Annotated in this window: 16 protein-coding genes; 14 read left to right on the forward strand and 2 right to left on the reverse strand. The window is 71.6% G+C overall.

Annotated features, from left to right (window positions below):
* Window positions 1-66 precede the first annotated feature (66 nt).
* The 7 genes from hutU to ABD331_RS08165 all read left to right on the forward strand — a co-directional run bounded on the left by hutU (window position 67) and on the right by ABD331_RS08165 (window position 8065).
* Entirely contained in the window at window positions 67-1731 is a 1665-nt protein-coding gene (gene hutU, locus ABD331_RS08135) for a urocanate hydratase (RefSeq protein WP_344472195.1), read from the forward strand.
* Between the two features lie 46 nt (window positions 1732-1777).
* Entirely contained in the window at window positions 1778-2611 is an 834-nt protein-coding gene (locus ABD331_RS08140) for a MurR/RpiR family transcriptional regulator (RefSeq protein ID WP_344472197.1), read from the forward strand.
* Window positions 2612-2658: 47 nt separating this feature from the next.
* Complete coding sequence (locus ABD331_RS08145) at window positions 2659-3345, forward strand: SDR family oxidoreductase (RefSeq protein WP_344472198.1); 687 nt, start codon at window positions 2659-2661, stop codon at window positions 3343-3345.
* 32 nt (window positions 3346-3377) lie between these two features.
* Complete coding sequence (locus ABD331_RS08150; RefSeq protein ID WP_344472199.1) at window positions 3378-4544, forward strand: allantoate amidohydrolase; 1167 nt, start codon at window positions 3378-3380, stop codon at window positions 4542-4544.
* On the forward strand, window positions 4535-5863 hold the full coding sequence (locus ABD331_RS08155; protein WP_344472200.1) for a formimidoylglutamate deiminase: 1329 nt from the start codon (window positions 4535-4537) through the stop codon (window positions 5861-5863). The genes ABD331_RS08150 and ABD331_RS08155 overlap by 10 nt, the downstream gene beginning before the upstream one ends.
* Window positions 5860-7017 carry an imidazolonepropionase gene (gene hutI / locus ABD331_RS08160; RefSeq protein ID WP_344472201.1) on the forward strand — a complete coding sequence of 386 codons (1158 nt, stop codon included), beginning with the start codon at window positions 5860-5862 and terminating at the stop codon, window positions 7015-7017. The genes ABD331_RS08155 and hutI overlap by 4 nt, the downstream gene beginning before the upstream one ends.
* Window positions 7018-7123: 106 nt before the next feature.
* Complete coding sequence (locus ABD331_RS08165; protein ID WP_148435079.1) at window positions 7124-8065, forward strand: sigma-70 family RNA polymerase sigma factor; 942 nt, start codon at window positions 7124-7126, stop codon at window positions 8063-8065.
* An 89-nt stretch (window positions 8066-8154) separates the two neighbouring features.
* Here ABD331_RS08165 and ABD331_RS08170 read toward each other — a convergent pair whose 3' ends face one another.
* Window positions 8155-8724, reverse strand: coding sequence for a TetR/AcrR family transcriptional regulator (locus ABD331_RS08170; RefSeq protein WP_344472202.1), 570 nt, complete (start codon window positions 8722-8724; stop codon window positions 8155-8157).
* 79 nt (window positions 8725-8803) lie between these two features.
* Here ABD331_RS08170 and ABD331_RS08175 point away from each other — a divergent pair, with 79 nt between their 5' ends.
* Both ABD331_RS08175 and ABD331_RS08180 read left to right on the forward strand, forming a co-directional pair.
* A complete protein-coding gene (locus ABD331_RS08175; protein ID WP_344472204.1) occupies window positions 8804-9607 on the forward strand; it encodes an alpha/beta fold hydrolase in 804 nt (267 codons plus the stop codon).
* 10 nt (window positions 9608-9617) lie between these two features.
* Window positions 9618-10397 (forward strand): MOSC domain-containing protein, encoded by a 780-nt coding sequence (locus ABD331_RS08180; protein ID WP_344472205.1) that lies wholly within the window; start codon window positions 9618-9620, stop codon window positions 10395-10397.
* Here ABD331_RS08180 and ABD331_RS08185 read toward each other — a convergent pair.
* Complete coding sequence (locus ABD331_RS08185) at window positions 10390-11316, reverse strand: ABC transporter substrate-binding protein (RefSeq protein WP_344472206.1); 927 nt, start codon at window positions 11314-11316, stop codon at window positions 10390-10392. The genes ABD331_RS08180 and ABD331_RS08185 overlap by 8 nt on opposite strands.
* Before the next feature lie 209 nt (window positions 11317-11525).
* Here ABD331_RS08185 and ABD331_RS08190 point away from each other — a divergent pair, with 209 nt between their 5' ends.
* The 5 genes from ABD331_RS08190 to ABD331_RS08210 all read left to right on the forward strand — a co-directional run bounded on the left by ABD331_RS08190 (window position 11526) and on the right by ABD331_RS08210 (window position 19178).
* Entirely contained in the window at window positions 11526-12878 is a 1353-nt protein-coding gene (locus tag ABD331_RS08190) for an ammonium transporter (protein ID WP_344472208.1), read from the forward strand.
* Window positions 12875-13213: a P-II family nitrogen regulator gene (locus ABD331_RS08195; protein ID WP_080042393.1), complete on the forward strand. Its 339-nt coding sequence runs from the start codon at window positions 12875-12877 to the stop codon at window positions 13211-13213. The genes ABD331_RS08190 and ABD331_RS08195 overlap by 4 nt, the downstream gene beginning before the upstream one ends.
* Before the next feature lie 100 nt (window positions 13214-13313).
* Window positions 13314-15539, forward strand: a complete 2226-nt coding sequence (locus ABD331_RS08200) for a [protein-PII] uridylyltransferase (protein ID WP_344472211.1) — start codon at window positions 13314-13316, stop codon at window positions 15537-15539.
* Window positions 15540-15773: 234 nt separating this feature from the next.
* Window positions 15774-18734 carry a sensor histidine kinase gene (locus tag ABD331_RS08205; RefSeq protein WP_344472213.1) on the forward strand — a complete coding sequence of 987 codons (2961 nt, stop codon included), beginning with the start codon at window positions 15774-15776 and terminating at the stop codon, window positions 18732-18734.
* A 21-nt stretch (window positions 18735-18755) separates the two neighbouring features.
* Window positions 18756-19178 carry a roadblock/LC7 domain-containing protein gene (locus ABD331_RS08210; RefSeq protein WP_043616017.1) on the forward strand — a complete coding sequence of 141 codons (423 nt, stop codon included), beginning with the start codon at window positions 18756-18758 and terminating at the stop codon, window positions 19176-19178.
* The last annotated feature ends 26 nt before the right edge of the window (window positions 19179-19204 follow it).

Below are 19204 nucleotides of genomic sequence, written 5' to 3' on the forward strand. Positions count from 1 at the left end.
CTGCGGCTGACGCCCGATTCCGGGCTAGTCTCTTCGTGAATGGGTTCATTCACGAAGGGACCGCCCATGAGCAGGACCGTCCGCGCCCCGCGAGGCACCGCCATCACCGCGAAGGGCTGGCCGCAGGAGGCCGCGCTGCGCATGCTCCAGAACAACCTGGACCCCGAGGTGGCCGAGCATCCCGAGCAGCTCGTCGTCTACGGCGGCTCGGGACGGGCGGCGCGCGACTGGGCGTCGTTCGACGCGCTGGTCAGGACGCTGACCACGCTGGAGGGCGACGAGACGCTGCTGGTGCAGTCGGGGCGCCCGGTCGGCGTCTTCCGCACCCACGAGTGGGCGCCCCGGGTGCTCATCGCCAACTCCAACCTGGTGCCCGACTGGGCGAACTGGGAGGAGTTCCGGCGGCTGGAGGCGGCCGGGCTGACCATGTACGGGCAGATGACCGCGGGCTCGTGGATCTACATCGGCACCCAGGGCATCCTCCAGGGCACCTACGAGACGTTCGCCGCCGTCGCCGACAAACGCGGTTTCAATAAGCACAGTGGCGGCACGCTGGCCGGCACGATCACGCTCACCGCGGGCCTCGGCGGCATGGGCGGCGCCCAGCCGCTGGCCATCACCATGAACGGCGGCGTGGCCATCTGCGTCGACTGCGACCCGCGCTCGGTGGCCCGCCGCATCGAGCACCGCTACCTCGACGTCGAGGCGGCCTCCTTGGACGAGGCGCTGCGGCTGGCCTACGAGGCCCGCGACGCCCGCAGGCCGCTGTCCATCGGCGTCGTCGGCAACGCCGCCGAGGCGCTGCCCGACCTGCTGGCCCGCGGTGCCGAGATCGACATCGTCACCGACCAGACCTCGGCCCACGACCCGCTGATGTACCTGCCGCTCGGCGTGGCCTTCGAGGACATGGCCACCGAGCGCGACAAGGACCCGGCCGGCTTCACCGACAGGGCCCGCACCTCGATGGCCAGGCACGTCGAGGCCATGGTCGGCTTCAAGGACGCCGGGGCCGAGGTCTTCGACTACGGCAACTCCATCAGGGGCGAGGCCAAGCTGGCCGGCTACGCGCGGGCCTTCGACTTCCCCGGCTTCGTGCCCGCCTACATCAGGCCGCTGTTCTGCGCGGGCAAGGGCCCGTTCCGCTGGGCCGCGCTGAGCGGCGACCCGGCCGACATCGCCGCCACCGACCGGGCCATCCTGGAGCTGTTCCCCGAGAACGAGGCGCTCGCCAGGTGGATCAGGACGGCCGGTGAGAAGGTGCACTTCCAGGGCCTGCCCGCGCGCATCTGCTGGCTCGGCTACGGTGAGCGCGACGTCGCGGGCGAGCGGTTCAACGACATGGTGGCCTCCGGCGAGCTGAAGGCGCCGGTCGTCATCGGCCGCGACCACCTCGACAGCGGCTCCGTCGCCTCCCCCTACCGCGAGACCGAGTCGATGGCCGACGGCTCCGACGCGATCGCCGACTGGCCGCTGCTCAACGCCATGCTCAACACCGCCTCAGGCGCCGCCTGGGTGTCCATCCACCACGGCGGCGGCGTCGGCATCGGCCGCTCCATCCACGCGGGCCAGGTGACGGTCGCCGACGGCACCGCGCTGGCCCGCGAGAAGCTCAACAGGGTGCTCACCAACGACCCTGGCACGGGCGTGATGCGGCACGTGGACGCGGGGTACGAGGAGGCCACTCAGGTGGCCGGGAACAAGGGCGTACGTATTCCGATGCGGGAGTCGTGACTCTGCAACGGGATGAGAATGCCGGCCCTGCGGCGTTGGAGGTGGCGTGGCGGACGGATATCACGGCGGGCTCGACGTGCTCCTGGACGGACGGAGGCTGTCGCCCGTACAACGGAGGATCGCGCACTATCTCAGCGAGCACCTGGACGAGGCGATCTTCCTGTCCAGCGTGGAGCTGGCGGAGCGGGCCGGGGTCAGCCAGCCGTCCGTGACCAGGTTCGCCATGGTCCTGGGCTTCGCGGGCTACCCCGAGCTGCGCCAGGCGCTGCGGCCGCTGGTGCTCGGCGGCGGCGTGGAGGCGCCGCAGGAGAGCCTGCTGCGCGGCGCCATCGACTGCGAGATCCGCAATCTCGCCCTGGTCAGGGAGCGGCTGGCGGCGTTCCCGCTGAAGGAGCTGGGCGAGCAGCTCGCCGCCACCGAGCCGCTGCCCGTGCTCGGGCTGCGCGTCTCGTGCGGGCTGGCCACCACGTTCGCCTACTACGCCCGCCGCATCCACCCCGACGTGCGGCTGCTCACCCACGGCGGCTCCGAGCTGATCGACGGGCTGCACGCGGCCCGCAGGGCCGGGGCCGAGTGGGTGGTGGCCGTGGTCCTGCCGCGCTATCCGGCGGAGGTGCTGCAGGGGCTGGAGTACGCGGAGAAGCTCGGGCTCAGGGTGGCCGCCATCACCGACAAGCCCGGCTTCCCCGCCGAGATCGTGCTGGACGCGCCGGTGGGCGACCGGCTCGTGTTCGACTCGCACGCGGCGCCGCTGGCGCTGGCCATGGCCCTGGTGGAGGCGATGGCCGACGCCGCGCCGCTGCGCACCCAGGCCAGGCTCGACGAGTACGAGCGGATGACCGAGGAGACCGGCACGTTCCTGCCCGGCGATCTTCCCTAGCATCTCCTGCTTCTCCGGCGGTGCGGCGGGATCAATAAGCTCCTCCCATGACTGAACGACCGAAGGCGCTGGTCACAGGCGCCTCCAGGGGTGTCGGCGCGGCCGTCGCGAGAGCCCTGGCACCGACCCATGACGTCCTACTCGGCGGCCGGGACGAGGCGGCGCTGACGGCGCTGGCCGCCCACCTGCCCGGCTCCCGGCCGTGGCCGGTGGAGCTGACGCGGGTCACGGCGGCCGACGTCGAGGACGTCGAGCGGCTCGACGTCCTCGTGCACAGCGCCGGGGTCAGCGTGCTGGGCCGCATCGCCGACCAGCCCGCCGACGTGTGGCGGCGGACGATGGAGGTCAACGTCGTCGCGGTCGCCGAGCTGACCCGGCTGCTGCTGCCCGCGCTGCGCGCGGCCGGCGGCCACGTCGTGTGCGTCAACTCGGGCTCGGGGCAGCGGGCCAACCCCGACTGGGCGTCGTACGCGGCCAGCAAGTTCGCCCTCAAGGCGTTCGCCGACGCGCTGCGGCTGGAGGAGCCCGCGCTCCGGGTCACCACCGTCTACCCGGGCCGCACCGCCACCGACATGCAGCGCGGCATTCGCGCCTTCGAAGGCGGCGAGTTCGAGCCGGAGAAGTACCTCAGGCCGGAGTCCGTGGCCCGCGCGGTGCTGGCCGCCGTCACGGCCGGGCCCGACGCGCACCTCACCGAGCTGACCCTGCGCCCACGGGGAGGCCCGGTCAACTGAAAGTGAATGGATCCATTCACTAGAGTGGCTGCATGCTTGAGCCACTCGCACACCTGGGACGAGATCCGGAGACCGGCGGTTACCTTCGCGACGCGTGGTCGGAAGCCGACCTGGAGCTGCGCGAGTGGTTCGCGGGCGAGGCCGCGCGGCGCGGCCTCGCCCTGCACGACGACCGCAACGGCAACCTGTGGGCCTGGTGGGGCAGCCCGTCGCCGCGGCGCCCCGGCGTCGTCACCGGCAGCCACCTCGACTCCGTGCGGCAGGGCGGCGCCTACGACGGGCCGCTCGGCGTGGTGTCGGCCTTCGCCGCGCTCGACCTGCTCCGCGAGCGGGGCGTGACACCGTCCGTCCCGCTGGGGGTGGCCTGCTTCACCGACGAGGAGGGCGCCAGGTTCGGCGTGCCGTGCGTCGGCTCGCGGCTGCTCACCGGGGTGCTCGCGCCCGAGCGGGCGCTCGCGCTCACCGACGACGACGGCGACACGCTGGCCGACGTGCTGAAACGCGCCGGGCGCAGGCCCCACGAGCTGGGCAGCGACGACGAGACGCTGGCCTGCGTCGGCACGTTCGTCGAGCTGCACGTCGAGCAGGGCCGCGGGCTCGTCGCCGAGGGCCGTCCTGTCGGCGTGGCCGAGGCGATCTGGCCGCACGGGCGGTGGCGGTTCGACTTCCGGGGGCGGGCCGACCACGCGGGCACCACCCGGCTGGCCGACCGCGACGACCCGATGCTGCCGCTGGCCCGCATGGTGCTGGCCGCGCGCGAGTCGGCCGGGCGGCGCGGGGTGGTGGCCACCGTCGGAAAGGTCCGCGTCTCGCCGGGGAACGCGAACGCCATCCCCGGCCTCGTCTCGGCCTGGCTCGACGCGCGCGGCGCCGACGAGCACGCCGTGCGCGCGCTGGTGGCCGAGCTGTCCGAGGGCGCGGAGGTGCGCGAGGAGTCGTGGACGCCGGTCGTCACCTTCGACACGGCGCTCAGGGACCGGATCGCCAGGGCCGCGGGGGGCGACACGCCCGCGCCGATCCTGCCCACGGGCGCGGGCCACGACGCCGGGATCCTCGCCGCGGCAGGCGTCCCGAGCGCGATGCTGTTCGTCAGGAACCCCACGGGCGTGTCCCATTCCCCCGGTGAGCATGCCGAGCGGGCAGACTGCGAGGCGGGAGTCGTGGCACTCGCGGACGTGCTGGAGGAGCTGTGTCGGTGACCTACTGGTGCGAGCGGGCCTGGTTGCCCGACGGGGTCGCCGCCGATGTGCTCGTTCAGATCGACGGCGCCAGGATCTCGCGGATCACCCAGGGCGCGCCGGGCCCGGCGGACGTGCGGCTGCCGGGGCTGACCATCCCCGGCCTGGCCAACGCCCACTCCCACGCCTTCCACCGCGCGCTGCGCGGCACCACCCAGCGCGGCACCGGCGACTTCTGGACCTGGCGCGAGCGCATGTACGAGGTGGCCGGCCGCCTCGACCCGCACTCCTACCAGCGGCTGGCCACGGCGGTGTACGCCGAGATGGCGCTGGCGGGCGTCACCTGCGTGGGCGAGTTCCACTACCTGCACCACGACCAGGGCGGCCACCCGTACCAGGAGGACCCCAACGCGATGGGCCACGCCCTCATCAGGGCGGCCCGCGCGGCGGGCCTGCGCATCACGCTGCTCGACACCTGCTACCTGTCGGGCGGCATCGGCGTCCCCCTGTCCGGCGTGCAGCTCCGCTTCAGCGACGGCGACTCCGAACGCTGGGCGGTCAGGGCGGGCCTGCTGGCGGCGGCCTACGAGGGGCAGCCCGACGTGGAGATCGGCGCGGCCATCCACTCGGTGCGGGCGGTGCCGCCCGACCAGATGCCGGTCGTGGCGGAGTTCTCCCACCGGCACGCGGCCCCGCTGCACATGCACGTCTCCGAGCAGCGGGCGGAGAACACGGCGTGCGTGGAGATGTACGCGGCCACGCCCGTCCAGGTGCTGCACGAGCGCGGCGCGCTCGGCCCGCGCTCGACCGCCGTGCACGCCACCCACCTGACTGACGTGGACGTGGAGCTGCTCGGCCAGTCGGGCACCTACATCTGCATGTGCCCCACCACCGAACGCGACCTCGCCGACGGCATCGGCCCCGCCAGGGCCGCCGCCGACCGGGGCGCGCAGATCACGCTGGGCTCCGACAGCCACGCCGTGATCGACCTGTTCGAGGAGGCCAGGGGCCTGGAGCTGAACGAGCGGCTGGCCAGCAGGAAGCGCGGTCACTGGCCCGCGGCCGACCTGCTCGCCGCCGCCACCGGCGCCGGCCACGCCTCGCTCGGCTTCCCCGACGCCGGTCTGCTCGTGCCCGGCGCCTGGGCCGACCTGGTGTCGGTGCGCCTCGACTCCGTACGGACGGCGGGCACGTCAGGGCTGGAGGCGGTGGTGTTCGCGGCGACGGCGGCCGACGTGCACTCCGTGGTGTCCGGCGGCCGGCGGGTCGTCGAGAACGGCGAGCACGTGCTGGGCGACGTCGTCGCCCTGCTGACCGGGGCGATCGAGGAGCTGCGATGACCACCACTGCCACGACCACGCTGATCGACGGGATCGGCCTGCTCTACACCGGCGACCCGGAACGCGAGGAGATCTCCGACGCCGCGCTCGTCATCGAGGACGGCCTCATCGCCTGGTCGGGCCCGGCCGCCGAGGCGCCCGCCGCCGACGAGCGGATGGACGCCGCGGGCCGGGCGGTGATCCCCGGCTTCGTCGACAGCCACAGCCATCTGATCTTCGCCGGTGACCGCACGGCCGAGTTCCAGGCCCGCATGTCGGGCGAGCCGTATACCGGGGGCGGCATCAGGACGACGGTCGCCGCCACCCGCGCGGCCGGCGAGGCCGAGCTGGCCACGCACGCCTTCTCCCTGGTACGCGAGATGCGCGCGCAGGGCACCACCACCGTGGAGATCAAGAGCGGCTACGGCCTGTCCGTCGAGCACGAGCGGCGCTCGCTGGAGATCGCCACCACGCTCACCGACGAGACCACCTTCCTGGGCGCGCACGTCGTGCCCGCAGGCATGGACGCCGACGCCTACGTGCGGCTCGTGTCCGGGGAGATGCTGGAGGCGTGCGCCCCGTACGCGAGGTGGGTGGACGTGTTCTGCGAGGAGGGCGCGTTCGACGGCGACCAGACGCGGGAGATCCTGACGGCCGGGCAGAAGGCGGGGCTGGGCCTGCGCGTGCACGCCAACCAGCTCACCGAGGGGCCGGGGGTGCGCATCGCGTGCGAGCTGGGCGCCGCCTCGGCCGACCACTGCACGCATCTGAGCGCGGCCGATGTGGACGCGCTGGCCTCGTCGGGGACGGTGGCGACGCTGCTGCCGGGGGCGGAGTTCTCCACCCGGTCGCCGTACCCGGACGCGCGGCGGCTGCTGGACGCCGGGGTGAGCGTGGCGCTGGCCACCGACTGCAACCCGGGCTCGTCGTTCACCTCGTCGATGGCGTTCTGCGTGGCGCTGGCCGTGCGGGAGATGCGGATGACGCCGCTGGAGGCGATCAGGGCGGCCACGTACGGTGGGGCGCGCGCGCTGCGCCGTACGGACGTAGGCTGGTTGAGGCGCGGAGCCCGCGCGGACCTCGTCATCCTCGACGCCCCCTCCTATGTCCACCTGGCTTACCGGCCCGGCGTTCCCCTCGTTCACCAGGTGTTTCTCGGTGGTCTCCTCCTTTAGGAGGACATCCAGAACCATCCCGCAGGCGTAGTTGTTGAGGGAATCTTTGCTTCTGGCCGGACGTTGGCCGGGTATAGAACGCAGCTGCGGAACGAGGTGCCTGGGGATGGCAAGGCCTACGGGGAGTCGCACGCAGGAGCAGCATGTCGCTGACCGCGATCTGCTGGGGACGTATCTGGCCGAGATCGGCCGCGTCCCGCTGCTCACGGCGGAGGAGGAAGTCGAGCTCGCCAAGCGGATCGAGGCGGGTCTCTTCGCGGAGCAGCTGCTCGACAGCGGGGGCTCGGAGCCGCGGATCGGGGACGCGGCGGACGAGGAGCTGGAGCGCCTGGCCATCTCGGGCCAGCGGGCCAAGGAGGAGTTCATTCAGGCCAACCTGCGCCTCGTGGTGGCGGTGGCCAGGAAGTATTCGGGGCGCGGCATGCCGCTGATCGACCTGGTCCAGGAGGGGAACCTGGGCCTGGTCCGCGCGGTGGAGAAGTTCGACTACCGCCGGGGGTACAAGTTCTCCACCTACGCCACCTGGTGGATCAGGCAGTCGGTGGGGCGGGCCATCCACGAGCAGGCCAGGCCGGTGCGCCTGCCGACGCACGCCGGTGAGCAGATGACCCGGCTGATGCGGGTGCGGCGTGACATGCTGGCGGAGTTCGACGCCGAGCCGACCGACGACGATCTCGCCGGGATCCTCGACCTGCCGATCGAGCGGGTCCGCGAGCTGCGGCGCTGGGCGTCCGACCCGGTCTCGCTGCAGCTCGGGGTGGGCGATGAGGACGAGACCGAGCTGGGCGACATGATCGCCGACGAGACGTGGGCCGACCCCGAGCAGCAGGCGATCGACATCCTGGAGCGGGAGCGGCTCGACCAGTGGCTGACCGGGCTCGAGGGCGTCACCAGCGAGATGCTGCGGTGGCGGTACGGGCTGGTGGACGGCCGCGAGCACACGCTGACGGAGGTGGGCGAGCGGTACGGCATCGGCCGCGACCGGGCCCGCCGCATCGAGCGTGACGCGCTGGCGCGGCTGCGCAAGATGGCCACCGCGGCCGCCTGACGTTTCGCTTCGACGGGCTGTCGCCGACGCACCTGGGGAGGTGGCGCGTCGGCGGCGGCCCGTCTCGCGTTCAGCCCGTACGGGCTGATTCAGCTTGTACGCAGCAGGCGCCGCAGGAACTCCTCGACGGCGGCCTCCGCCGTGGCCTGGTCGCCGCCCCGCGCCACCAGCAGCGCGCTCTCGTTGACGGCCGCCAGCAACATGTGCGCGTGCAGGTCCAGGAACTCGGCCGGCACCGCTCCCGTGGCGCCGAGCGCCGCCTTCAGCATGCCGAACGAGTAGCGCTCCTCCATGGCGCGCCACCGCTCCCACCCCAGCACCGCCGGGGCGTCGATGAGCACGATGCGCCTGATGACCGGGTCGGCGGCCAGCCGGATCCAGGTGCGCAGGCCGATGCGCAGGGCCGTCTCCGCGCTGTCCGCGCCCCGCACCGCTTCGGTGATCTTCTCGCCCACGGCGGCCTCCGTGGCTTCCAGCACCGCCTCGAACAGCGCGTCCTTGCCCGCGTAGTGGTGGTAGAGCGCGCCCCTGCTCAGCCCTGACTCCTGCAGCACGGTCTCGATCGAGGTGTCGTCGTAGCCCCTGTCGGCGAACAGCCGCGTGGCGATGGTCAGGACCTTCTCGCGGGTGGCCGCACCACGCTCTGCCTTGAGGTTCATGAACCCACTGTAGACAAACCGACTATCGGTCGGTAATTTCATAGACCGACAGTCGGTTTGTGAAACGGAGGAGCCTCTCATGGAGGGCATCAGCTACGTGGACGTGGGCCAGGGGCCGGTCAGCCTGTTCGTGCACGGCGTCGGCACCAGCTCCCACCTGTGGCGCAACGTCATCGCCGAGCTGCGCGACGAGCGCCGCTGCATCGCCGTCGACCTGCCGCTGCACGGCGGCAGCGCCCCGCGCGACGACCTGTCCATCCCCGCGCTCGCCGAGGCCGTCGAGGAGCTCTGCGAGCACCTCGGCCTCACCGACGTGGATCTCGTCGCCAACGACACCGGCGGCGCGGTGGCCCAGATCTTCGCCGTACGGCACCGCGAACGCCTGCGCACGCTCACCCTCACCAACTGCGACGTGCACACCAACACCCCGCCCGACGAGTTCAGGCCCACCGTCGAGCTGGCCGCCAGCGGGCAGCTCGCCCCGCTGGTCGGGGTGCTGCTCGACCAGCCGGAGGCGCTGGCGGCGACCGCCTTCGGCGACGGCTACGAGCGCCTCGACGACCCGGCCGCGCTCGTGGACGCCTACCTCAGGCCGATCCTGAGCAAGCCCGACGGCGCGCGTGCCTTCGAGCGCCTGCTGGCCGGCATCGACGCCAAGTGCATGATCGCCATCGAGCCGCAGCTCACCGTGCTGACCGTGCCGACGCTCGTCGTGTGGGGCACCGGCGACAAGTTCTTCGACGTGAGCTGGGCGTACTGGCTGCGGGACACCATTCCCGGGGTGCGGGAGGTCGTGGAGCTCGACGGCGCCCGGCTGTTCTTCCCTGACGAGCGGGCGGGCGAGCTGGTCCCGCACCTGAGGAGGTTCTGGGCTCAGGCATAAGATCGACGGCATGCGGGTCGAGACGTTGCACCGTTATCCGGTCAAATCCATGCTCGGGGAAGAGATCGCCGAGAGCCGGGTGAGCGAGCGCGGGCTCGACGGCGACCGGGCGCGGGCCGTGCTCGACGTCGCCACCGGGAAGATCGCCAGCGCCAAGAACCCCCGGCTCTGGCGCGGGCTGCTCACCGTCGAGGGCTCGCGGCCGCCGGGCGACGCGGAGCTGTCGGAGCTGCTCGGGCGCGAGGTCCGGCTGATCGACGTGCCGCCGGAGGGAGCCGAGCTGGAACGGTCGGTGCCCGAGCGGGTGCTGGCCGAGGGCATCGAGGCCGAGGTGCCCCACACCATGACCACGATCGGCACGGGCTCGCCGGAGGGCACGTTCTTCGACTTCGCGCCGATTCACCTGATCACCACCTCCACCGTCGAGCGGATCGGCGCGCTCGGCCCGCGCGGGCACGTCGAGGCCCTGCGTTACCGGCCGAACCTGGTGATCGTGACGGAGCCCGGGGGGTTCGTGGAGAACGACTGGGTGGGGCGCGAGCTGCACGTCGGCGACGAGGTGGTGCTGCACGTCATCGTGGCCAGCCCGCGCTGCGCGGTGCCGACGCTGGCGCACGGGGCGCTGGAGCGCGACACCGACGCGTTGCGGACGGTGGCCAGGCACAACCGGGTTCCGGTCTTCGACCTGGAGCCGCAGGCCTGCGCGGGGGTGTACGCGCGGGTCCTGCGGCCCGGGGTGGTCAAGAAGGGCGACCCGGTACGGGTGGCTTGGCGGACGCCCGTCAGGTGAGGGGCGTCAGGTACTTGTCCAGGTCGTCGAGGATCTTGCCGGCGGCGGTGACGCCGATTCCGGTCATCCAGATCTCGTCGTCCACGTTGAAGGCGTGCTCCGCCTTGACCGCCTTCAGGTTCTTCCACAGCGGCCCCGCCGTGACCTCGGCCTGCGACTTGGCCGCCGCGTCGCCGTACGCCGTGTAGAAGATCGCGTCGGCGTCGCCCTTCGCGATGTTCTCCTGGCTGATCTTGCCGAAGCGCTTGTCCTCCTGGTCGGCGAGCTGCTGCGCCTCCGGCCGCGGGATGCCGGCGTCGCCGAGGACGATGCCGCTGAACGACTCGGGGCCGTACAGGCGGATCTCGGTCGGCATGAAGCGCACGATGCCGACCTGCAGTTCGGCGAACTTGGCGCCCACCTCCTCGGCCCGCGTCTCGTACCCGGTCAGGAGCTGCTGCGCCTGGTCCTTCTTGCCCAGCGCCTCGGCGTCGAGCAGGAAGTTGTCCTTCCAGGTGATGCCGACCTTCTCGGTGAACACGGTCGGGGCGATCTTGGAGAGCTTGTCGTAGAAGGCCGCCTGCCGGAACTTGGAGCCGAGGATGAGGTCCGGCTTGAGCGCCATGATGGCCTCGAGGTTGAGCTGCTGGAGCGTGCCGACCGGCTTGGTGTCCTTCAGTGCGGTGCCGAGGTATTCCGGCCAGGTCTGGTTCTCCTGCGCCTGTGCCGCGCCGACGGGGGAGAGGCCGAGGGAGACCATGGTGTCGAGCTTGTCCGTGTCGAGCACGACGACGCGTTTCGGCGTCATGGGCACCTTGGTCTCGCCCATGGCGTGCTTGACGGTCCTGGTGGGACCGGCTTCCTGGGAGGTCGTGGAGGTCCCGCACGCGGTAAGCGCTAACACGGGGAGCATGGCGGCGATGGCCAGGCGGAGACGCATATGCATTCCTTGATCGCTTAGGTAAGGCAAGCCTAAGTGTCTCATGTCCGGTTTGGCGAAGCCGAAAATGGTCCTGTGAGAAGCCCGAAACGAACGTGAAACACCATCACGGCGAGATTCACGAATGTGAAACACACCTGGTCGAGCCACGAAACCCCGGGAGAACACGCTGTGGCCACACGTCACATGTAAGAAGGAGGGTCGCTTCGATGATCGACAGCGGCACTACCGCCTGGATGCTGGTATGCACCGCCCTGGTGCTGCTGATGACTCCGGGCCTCGCGTTCTTCTACGGGGGTATGACCCGGGCCAAGAGCGTCCTGAACATGATGATGATGTCGTTCGTCGCCATCATCGTCGTGACGGTCGCCTGGGTCCTCTACGGCTACTCCCTCGCGTTCGATACCGCCGGCGAAGGCGGTGGTATCAACCAGATCATCGGAGGACTCGACTACGTCGGTCTGAGCGGGGTCTTCAACGCCGTCTATGAGGGCTTGATCGTCGAGGGCGGAAACGTGACGGCCGAGGCCGCCGCCGCCGACAACTTCCCGCTGATGGTGTTCTCCGCCTTCCAGCTCACCTTCGCCATCATCACCGTCGCGCTGATCAGCGGCGCCATCGCCGACCGGGCCAAGTTCGGCGCGTGGGTGCTGTTCTCGCTCCTCTGGGCCACGGTGGTCTACTTCCCCGTCGCCCACTGGGTCTGGGGCGGCGGCTGGCTGACCCAGCTCGGCATCGAGGACTTCGCCGGCGGTACGGTCGTGCACATCAACGCCGGCGCCGCGGCGCTCGCGCTCGCGCTCGTCCTGGGCAAGCGCACGGGCTGGCGCAAGGAGCCCATGCGGCCGCACAACCTGACCCTGGTGCTGCTCGGCACCGGTCTGCTGTGGTTCGGCTGGTTCGGCTTCAACGCCGGCTCCGAGCTGGCCCCCGACCAGACGGCCGGTCTGGCGTTCATGAACACGCAGGTCGCCACGGCCGTCGCCGCCGGCGCCTGGCTCGTGGTGGAGAAGCTGCGCGACGGTCACGCGACCACGCTCGGCGTCGCCTCCGGCGCGGTCGCTGGTCTGGTCGCCATCACCCCGGCCTGTGGTTTCGTCGACCCGTGGGCGGCCGTCGTCATCGGCCTGCTCGCCGGTGTGGGCTGCGCCTACGCCGTGGGCCTGAAGTACAAGATGGGCTTCGACGACTCCCTCGACGTGGTCGGCGTGCACCTCGTCGGCGGTGTCATCGGCGCGGTCGCGCTGGGCTTCGTCGCCGCCTACCCGTTCCTGCCCGGCCAGAACAAGGGCATCCTGATCGAGGGCGGGCAGCTCAGCCAGCTCGGCCTCCAGGTCCTCGGCCCCGTCGCCGTCGGCGGCTACTCCTTCGTGATGTCCTGGATCATCGGTAAGATCATCGACAAGACCATGGGCTTCCGTATCCCGCAGGAGGCCGAGGTCACCGGCGTCGACGTCTCGACGCACGCCGAGACCGGCTACGACCTCGGCACCGTTTACGCCTCGGGCGTGAGCTCCCCCAACGGTCCTGCCGCTCCGGCAACGAAGAAGGTGGACGCATGAGGCTCATCACGGCGATCATCAAGCCCTTCAAGCTCGATGACGTGAAGGCCGCCCTCGAACAGTTCGGCATCAAGGGCATGACGGTCAGCGAGGCGAGCGGCTACGGCCGGCAGCGCGGCCACACCGAGGTCTACCGCGGCGCCGAGTACCAGGTGGACCTGGTGCCGAAGGTCCGGCTGGAGGTCCTCGCCGACGAGGATGACGCCGAGGACGTGATCGACGTCATCGTCAAGGCCGCGCACACCGGCAAGATCGGTGACGGCAAGGTCTGGTCGGTTCCGGTCGACACCGTCATCCGGGTGCGCACTGGAGAGAGGGGTCCGGAGGCCCTGTGATGAGCTCGGCCAAGGACGTCCGAGTAGGCAGGTTCTTCATGGACCCGTGGCGAAGCCAGGACAACGGCGTCCTGGCGGAGCTCGGCAAGGGGGCACGACAGTGAGGGGAGAGGCCCGTTCGTACGCCGCGGCCCGCAAGGAGCGGACCGCGGACACCGATCGCTGGCTCAAGGATCTCTTCCGCACGGCGAGCGACGGCGACCACGTCTCACTGGTCGCCGTCGGGAGCCTGGGAAGGGGCGAGCTGGCGCCCGGCAGCGACCTCGACCTGGTGCTGCTGCACAACGGCCGGGCCGACGTGGCGCGGGTCGCCGACCGCATCTGGTACCCGATCTGGGATTCGGCGGTCAACCTCGACCACTCCGTACGCACCGTGGAAGACGCGGTGTCCGTCGCCCGGCAGGACCTCAAGGCCGTGCTCGGCCTCATCCAGGCCAGGCACGTGGCCGGCGACCCCGACCTGACCAGGAAGGCCAGGGAGGCGGTGCTGGCCGAATGGCGCGCCGACTCCCGGCGCAGGCTCGGCGAGCTGCGCGAGGCGGCCGACAAGCGGGCCCAGGTCAGCGGTGAGCTGGCCTTCCTGCTGGAGCCCGATCTCAAGGACGGCCGCGGCGGGCTCCGCGACGTGCAGGCCATGCAGGCGGTGGCCGCCGCGTGGGTCGCCTCGGCGCCGGGCCCCCGGGCGCGGGAGGCGTACGAGTTCATCCTCGACGTGCGGCACGCGCTGCACGTCGTCACCGCCCGCGGCACCGACCGGCTGGTCCTCCAGGAGCAGGACGCGGTCGCCGGGCTGCTCGGCCTCCTCGACGCCGAGGCGCTGATGCGCAGGCTGGCCGAGGCCGGCCGGACCATCTCCCACGCCTTCGACGCGACCTGGCGCACCGTTGACAGGCTGGTGTCAGGGCCCGCCCCGCGTGGCCGCCGCCCGCTGGCCGACGGCGTGGTCGAGCACGGCGGCGAGGTGGTGCTCGCCAGGGGCGTGAATCCGCGCAAGGACCCGGTCCTGGTGCTGCGCGCCGCCGCCGCGGCGGCCGACTCGGGGCTGCCGCTCGCGCCCGCCACCGTCTCCGTCCTGGCAGCTCAGTCGCCGCCGATGCCGGTGCCGTGGCCTGAGGAGGCGCGTGACGCGCTGGTGTCGATCCTCGGCGCGGGCCGCGCCGCCGTGCCCGTGTGGGAGGAGCTCGACCAGGCGGGCATCCTTGTCAAGCTGCTTCCTGACTGGGAGCGCGTACGGCACCGCCCGCAGCGCAACCCGATCCACCGGTTCACGGTCGACCGTCACCTGATCGAGGCCGCGGCGAACGCCGCCAGCCACACGCGTGAGGTCTCCCGCCCCGACCTCCTGCTCATCGGAGCTTTGCTGCACGACGTGGGCAAGGGATGGCCCGGCGACCACTCGGCGACCGGTGAGGTCGTCGTGCGTGACATCGCCACCCGCATCGGTCTGCCGCCGCAGGACGTCGAGACGCTGGCCACCGTCGTACGCCACCATCTGCTGCTCCCCGAGACCGCCACGCGCAGGGATCTCGACGACCCCGTCACGATCGAGAAGGTCGCCGCGACCGTCGGCTCGCGCGAGGTGCTCGACCTGCTGGCCGCGCTGGCGGTCGCCGACGGCAACGCGACCGGCCCCGCGGCCTGGAACAGCTGGAAGGCCGGCCTGGTCGCAGACCTGGTGCGCCGGGTCAGGTCCGTGCTGGCGGGCTCGCCGCCGCCCAAGCCGCCCACGCTCTCGGCCGAGCAGGCCGGGCTCGCGCGCCACGGCGGCGGCGCCGTGCGCGTCAACGGGGGAGCGGTCACGGTCGTCGCCCCCGACCGGGTGGGGCTGTTGTGGAGCGCGGCAGGCGTGCTGTCCGCGCACCGGCTCGTCGTGCGCTCCGCGTCGTCCGCCTCCGCGGGCTCCACGGCGGTGATCGAGTTCTCCGTCATCCCCGAGTACGGCTCCCCGCCGGACCCCGCGACGCTGGAGTCAGACCTGCGTCTCGTCCTTGCTGGACGTCTTGACATCGAACAGCGTCTGGCCCGCCGGACCCGCTCCATCAGGCCGCCCCGCGTGCCCGTGGCCCCACCTCGGGTGACACTGGTCGACGACGCCTCCGCCACCGCCACCGTGGTGGAAGTCAGGGCCCATGACAGGCCGGGGCTGCTGTGGCGTATCGGACGGGCGTTCGGTGAGTGTGGTCTTGACGTACGAGCCGCTCGCGTGGAGACTCTCGGCGCGGAGGCGGTGGACGTCTTCTATGTTGTGGACCGCGCGGGTCGCCCCCTCAGCGACGCCGCGCAGAGGGCGCAAGTGCGCGATCACGTCCTTGCCGCACTGCGATAACCAACAGCACACGAGTACCGGTCACGTTTGTAACAATTGTGTCCGATATGCCTGATAAGTCAGATGCTGCGGATACCTTGTGGACGGCTTATGACCCGTTGCGGGCGGGACGATTGAGGGGTAGCGGGAGCGGTGACTACGGGGAATTCTGGCAGCGGCCCAGCAGGTGGCCCAGCCTTGCGGCAGGACCGCGACAAGCGGTCGTTGTCGCGGCTCGGCCTGAGAAACTGGCGCGTGAGGTGGCGGCTCACAGCGCTCATCCTGGTGCCCACCATCGCCGCCGTCGTGCTCGGGGGAACACGAGTGGTGGAGTCGGTGCAGAGCATCGACGTCTACGACCGCACCGCCACCGCGGCGGTGCAGGCCGGTCACATCCGCGACCTGGTGCAGGCCATCGGCCTGGAGCGTGACACCGGCGGCTGGATCGGCGCCAACCGCGCGATGCGCAAGGAACTCGCCGACGACTACACGCAGCGCAAGGCCGCCGTCGACTCGCTGGTCAAGACCGTGCGCTCCGACCTCGCCGCGATGGACGACTCCTACGGCCCGCGCGTGGTCAAGGCCGCCGGGCAGGCGAGGTACGACCTGAGCCGCCTGACGAAGATCAGGACTGAGGGCCAGACCGAGACCATCCGCTACAACTTCCTCACCGACACCCTGCTCGACCTGCACGACGAGCTGGCCCTGATGTCGGACGACTCCCAGATCGTCGGCCAGTTCCGCGCCCTCAGCGCGCTGGCGTCGGCCAAGGAGGAGATGTCCCGCCAGCGCGTCCAGCTCATCCAGAACAGCTACAACCCGAACAGGACGGACGCCAAGGACGTCGAGCAGTTCATCGCGTCCAACGCGCTCCAGCAGAGCGAGATCGGCTCCGTGGGCGCCGAGGCCGGCGTCGAGGTGGGACTCAAGCTGTCCAAGGCGCTGACGTCCAAGCAGGAGTACGTCAACGTCCAGCTCACCAAGGCCCGCGCGATCGCGCTGGTCAGCAGCCGCGAGCCGGGCGCCCGCATCACCGAGAACCTCATCTCCGCCAGGGCGGAGCGCCTGGACTGGTTCAACCAGAACACGGCCGCCATCGACGTGCTGCACAACATCGAGAAGGACCTGGCCGCCCGCGTCGGCCTGCGCAGCCAGGAGCTGCGCTCCGCCGAGACCCGCAGCGCGATCATCGCCGGCTCCCTCATCGTGGCGCTGCTGATCGTCGTCCTGCTCCTCACCGTCGCCATCGCCCGCTCCATGGTCGGGCCGCTGCGCCGGCTGCGCACCGAGGCGCTGGAGGTCGCCGGGTTCCGGCTGCCCGACGTGGTGCGCCAGCTCCGCGTCAGCGGCGACACGGCCGTGCGGGACGTGGCGCCCATCGAGGTCGAGGGCAACGACGAGATCGGCGACGTGGCCAGGGCCTTCGACCAGGTGCACCGGCAGGCCGTCCGCCTGGCGGGCGAGGAGGCCGAGCTGCGCAGCAACATCAGCTCGATGTTCGTCAACCTCTCGCGCCGCACGCAGACGCTGGTCGAGCGGCAGATCTCGCTGATCGACGGCCTGGAGAAGGGCGAGCAGGACGGCGGCCGGCTGGCCGACCTGTTCAAGCTCGACCACCTGGCCACCCGCATGCGCCGCAACTCCGAGAACCTCCTGGTCCTGGCCGGCCACGAGGCCACCCGCCGGCGCAGCCAGCCGGCCAAGCTGGTCGACGTCGTGCGCGCCGCCCTGTCGGAGGTCGAGGGGTACGAGCGCGTCCAGGTCAAGGTGCACCGTGCCACCTCCGTGCTGGGAAGCTGCGCCAACGACCTGGTCCACCTCGTCGCCGAGCTGGTCGAGAACGCCATCCAGTTCTCCCCGAACAACTCCCAGGTCACCGTCACCAGCAGCCTCATCGAGGGCGGCGGCGCACTGCTGTCGGTGAGCGACACCGGCATCAGCATGACCGAGGACGAGCTGGCCGAGGCCAACCGCCGCCTCGCCGAGCCGCCCGTGGTCGACGTGTCGGTCTCCCGGCGCATGGGCCTGTTCGTGGTCGGCCGCCTGGCGCTGCGCCACGGCATCCGGGTGCAGCTCCGCAGGGGCGAGGGCGCCGGTCTGATCGCCATGGTGCTGCTGCCGCCCACGCTGATCGCCGACGGGACGCAGCAGCCGCTGCCGCAGCGCCCCGCGTTCGGCGGCGGCACCGTGCCCAGCCAGCCTGCCGCGCCGCTCGCGCCGAACGGCTCGTTCCGGTCGTTCGCCAGCTTCGACTCCTTCGAAGCCGGGCCCGCCAGGCAGGGGCCGCCGTTCGAGAACGGCAGGCCGCGGCACGCGGGACCGCCGTCAGGGCCCTTCGACAGCGGCACGCCCTCGCAGGGCACGGGCGTCTTCGAGAGCGGCGCCTTCAACAGCGGGCCGCCCGGCACCGCCCCAGGCAGGCACGCGCCGCGAACGAACGACAGCACGCCGGGCATGCCCAGGCCGGGCTCGGGAGCGTTCAACTCCGACCCGGGCAGGGCGGGCGTCAGCGGCTTCACCGCCGACACCGACGGCGGCTCCTACCGCAGGCCACCGGCCTCGCACGACACCGGGTCGTTCCCTTCGTTCCCCAGCGGTCCTTCCTTCCCGTCTGGTAATGGCGCGTTCCAGACGCCGCCGCCGTCCGCGTTCCAGACGCCGCCGCCGGCGTCCGCGTTTCAGACGCCGCCGCCGGCGTCCGCGTTTCAGACGCCGCCGCCGGCGTTCCCGACGAACGACGTGCGGCTGCCTGACCCGACGCCGTCGGTGGAAGTCTCGCCGCTGGAGCAGGAGCAGGAGGAGTTCCTGCCGATCTTCGCCTCGGTGGAGTCGGCCTGGTTCCGCAGGCCACAGGACGAGGCCCCGGCGCAGCGGGCCGCCGCCGACCAGCCCGGTGGTGAGCCCGGCTCCGCGCAAGCCGTACCCTCTGGGGAGGAAGCGTGGCGAACGGCCGCGGACGCCGGATGGCAGGCGGCGGCCAGAGCCAGCGATCCCAGCCTCGGCGGCATCACCGCCGCCGGGCTCCCCAAGCGGACCCCGAAGGCCAACCTGGTGCCGGGCACGGCGAGCAGGCCCGCGCAGGCGCAACAGCCGCAGCGGCAGGCGCCGACGCCCCCGGTCTCTCCTGACCGGATGCGCAGCAGGATGGCCAGCTATCAGCAGGGTGTCCGACGGGGCCGCCAGGAAGTACGTGGACAGGAGGAACGAAGTGAGTAAGCGTCCCGCCGGGGAGGATGCGTGACAACCCTTAGCCACGAGGCGCACAGGTTCGACTGGCTGATCACCGACTTCGTACGCAACACGCCCGGAGTCGCGCATGCCGTCGTCGTCTCGGCGGACGGGCTCTGCCTGGCCGCCTCGGAGGGCTTCCCTCCGGACCGGGCCGACCAGCTCGCCGCGGTCTCCGCGGGTCTGCTGAGCCTGACCGTGGGTGCGTCCAGGGTGTTCGAGGGCGGTGCGGTGACGCAGACCGTCGTCGAGATGCAGCGCGGTCTGCTGCTGGTCATGGCGATCAGCGACGGCTCCGTGCTGACGGTCTTGGCGGGTCCGGATTGTGACATGGGGCTGGTGGCGTATCAGATGACGTTGCTGGTAGACAGGGCGGGGCAAGCGCTCACGCCGGCCCTGCGCGCGGAGCTGCAGGCCGCCAGGACCCGGTGATGTGATGGAACTGATGGGAGAGGGCC

The organism is Nonomuraea monospora, assembly GCF_039531895.1.
GTDB lineage: Bacteria > Actinomycetota > Actinomycetes > Streptosporangiales > Streptosporangiaceae > Nonomuraea > Nonomuraea monospora.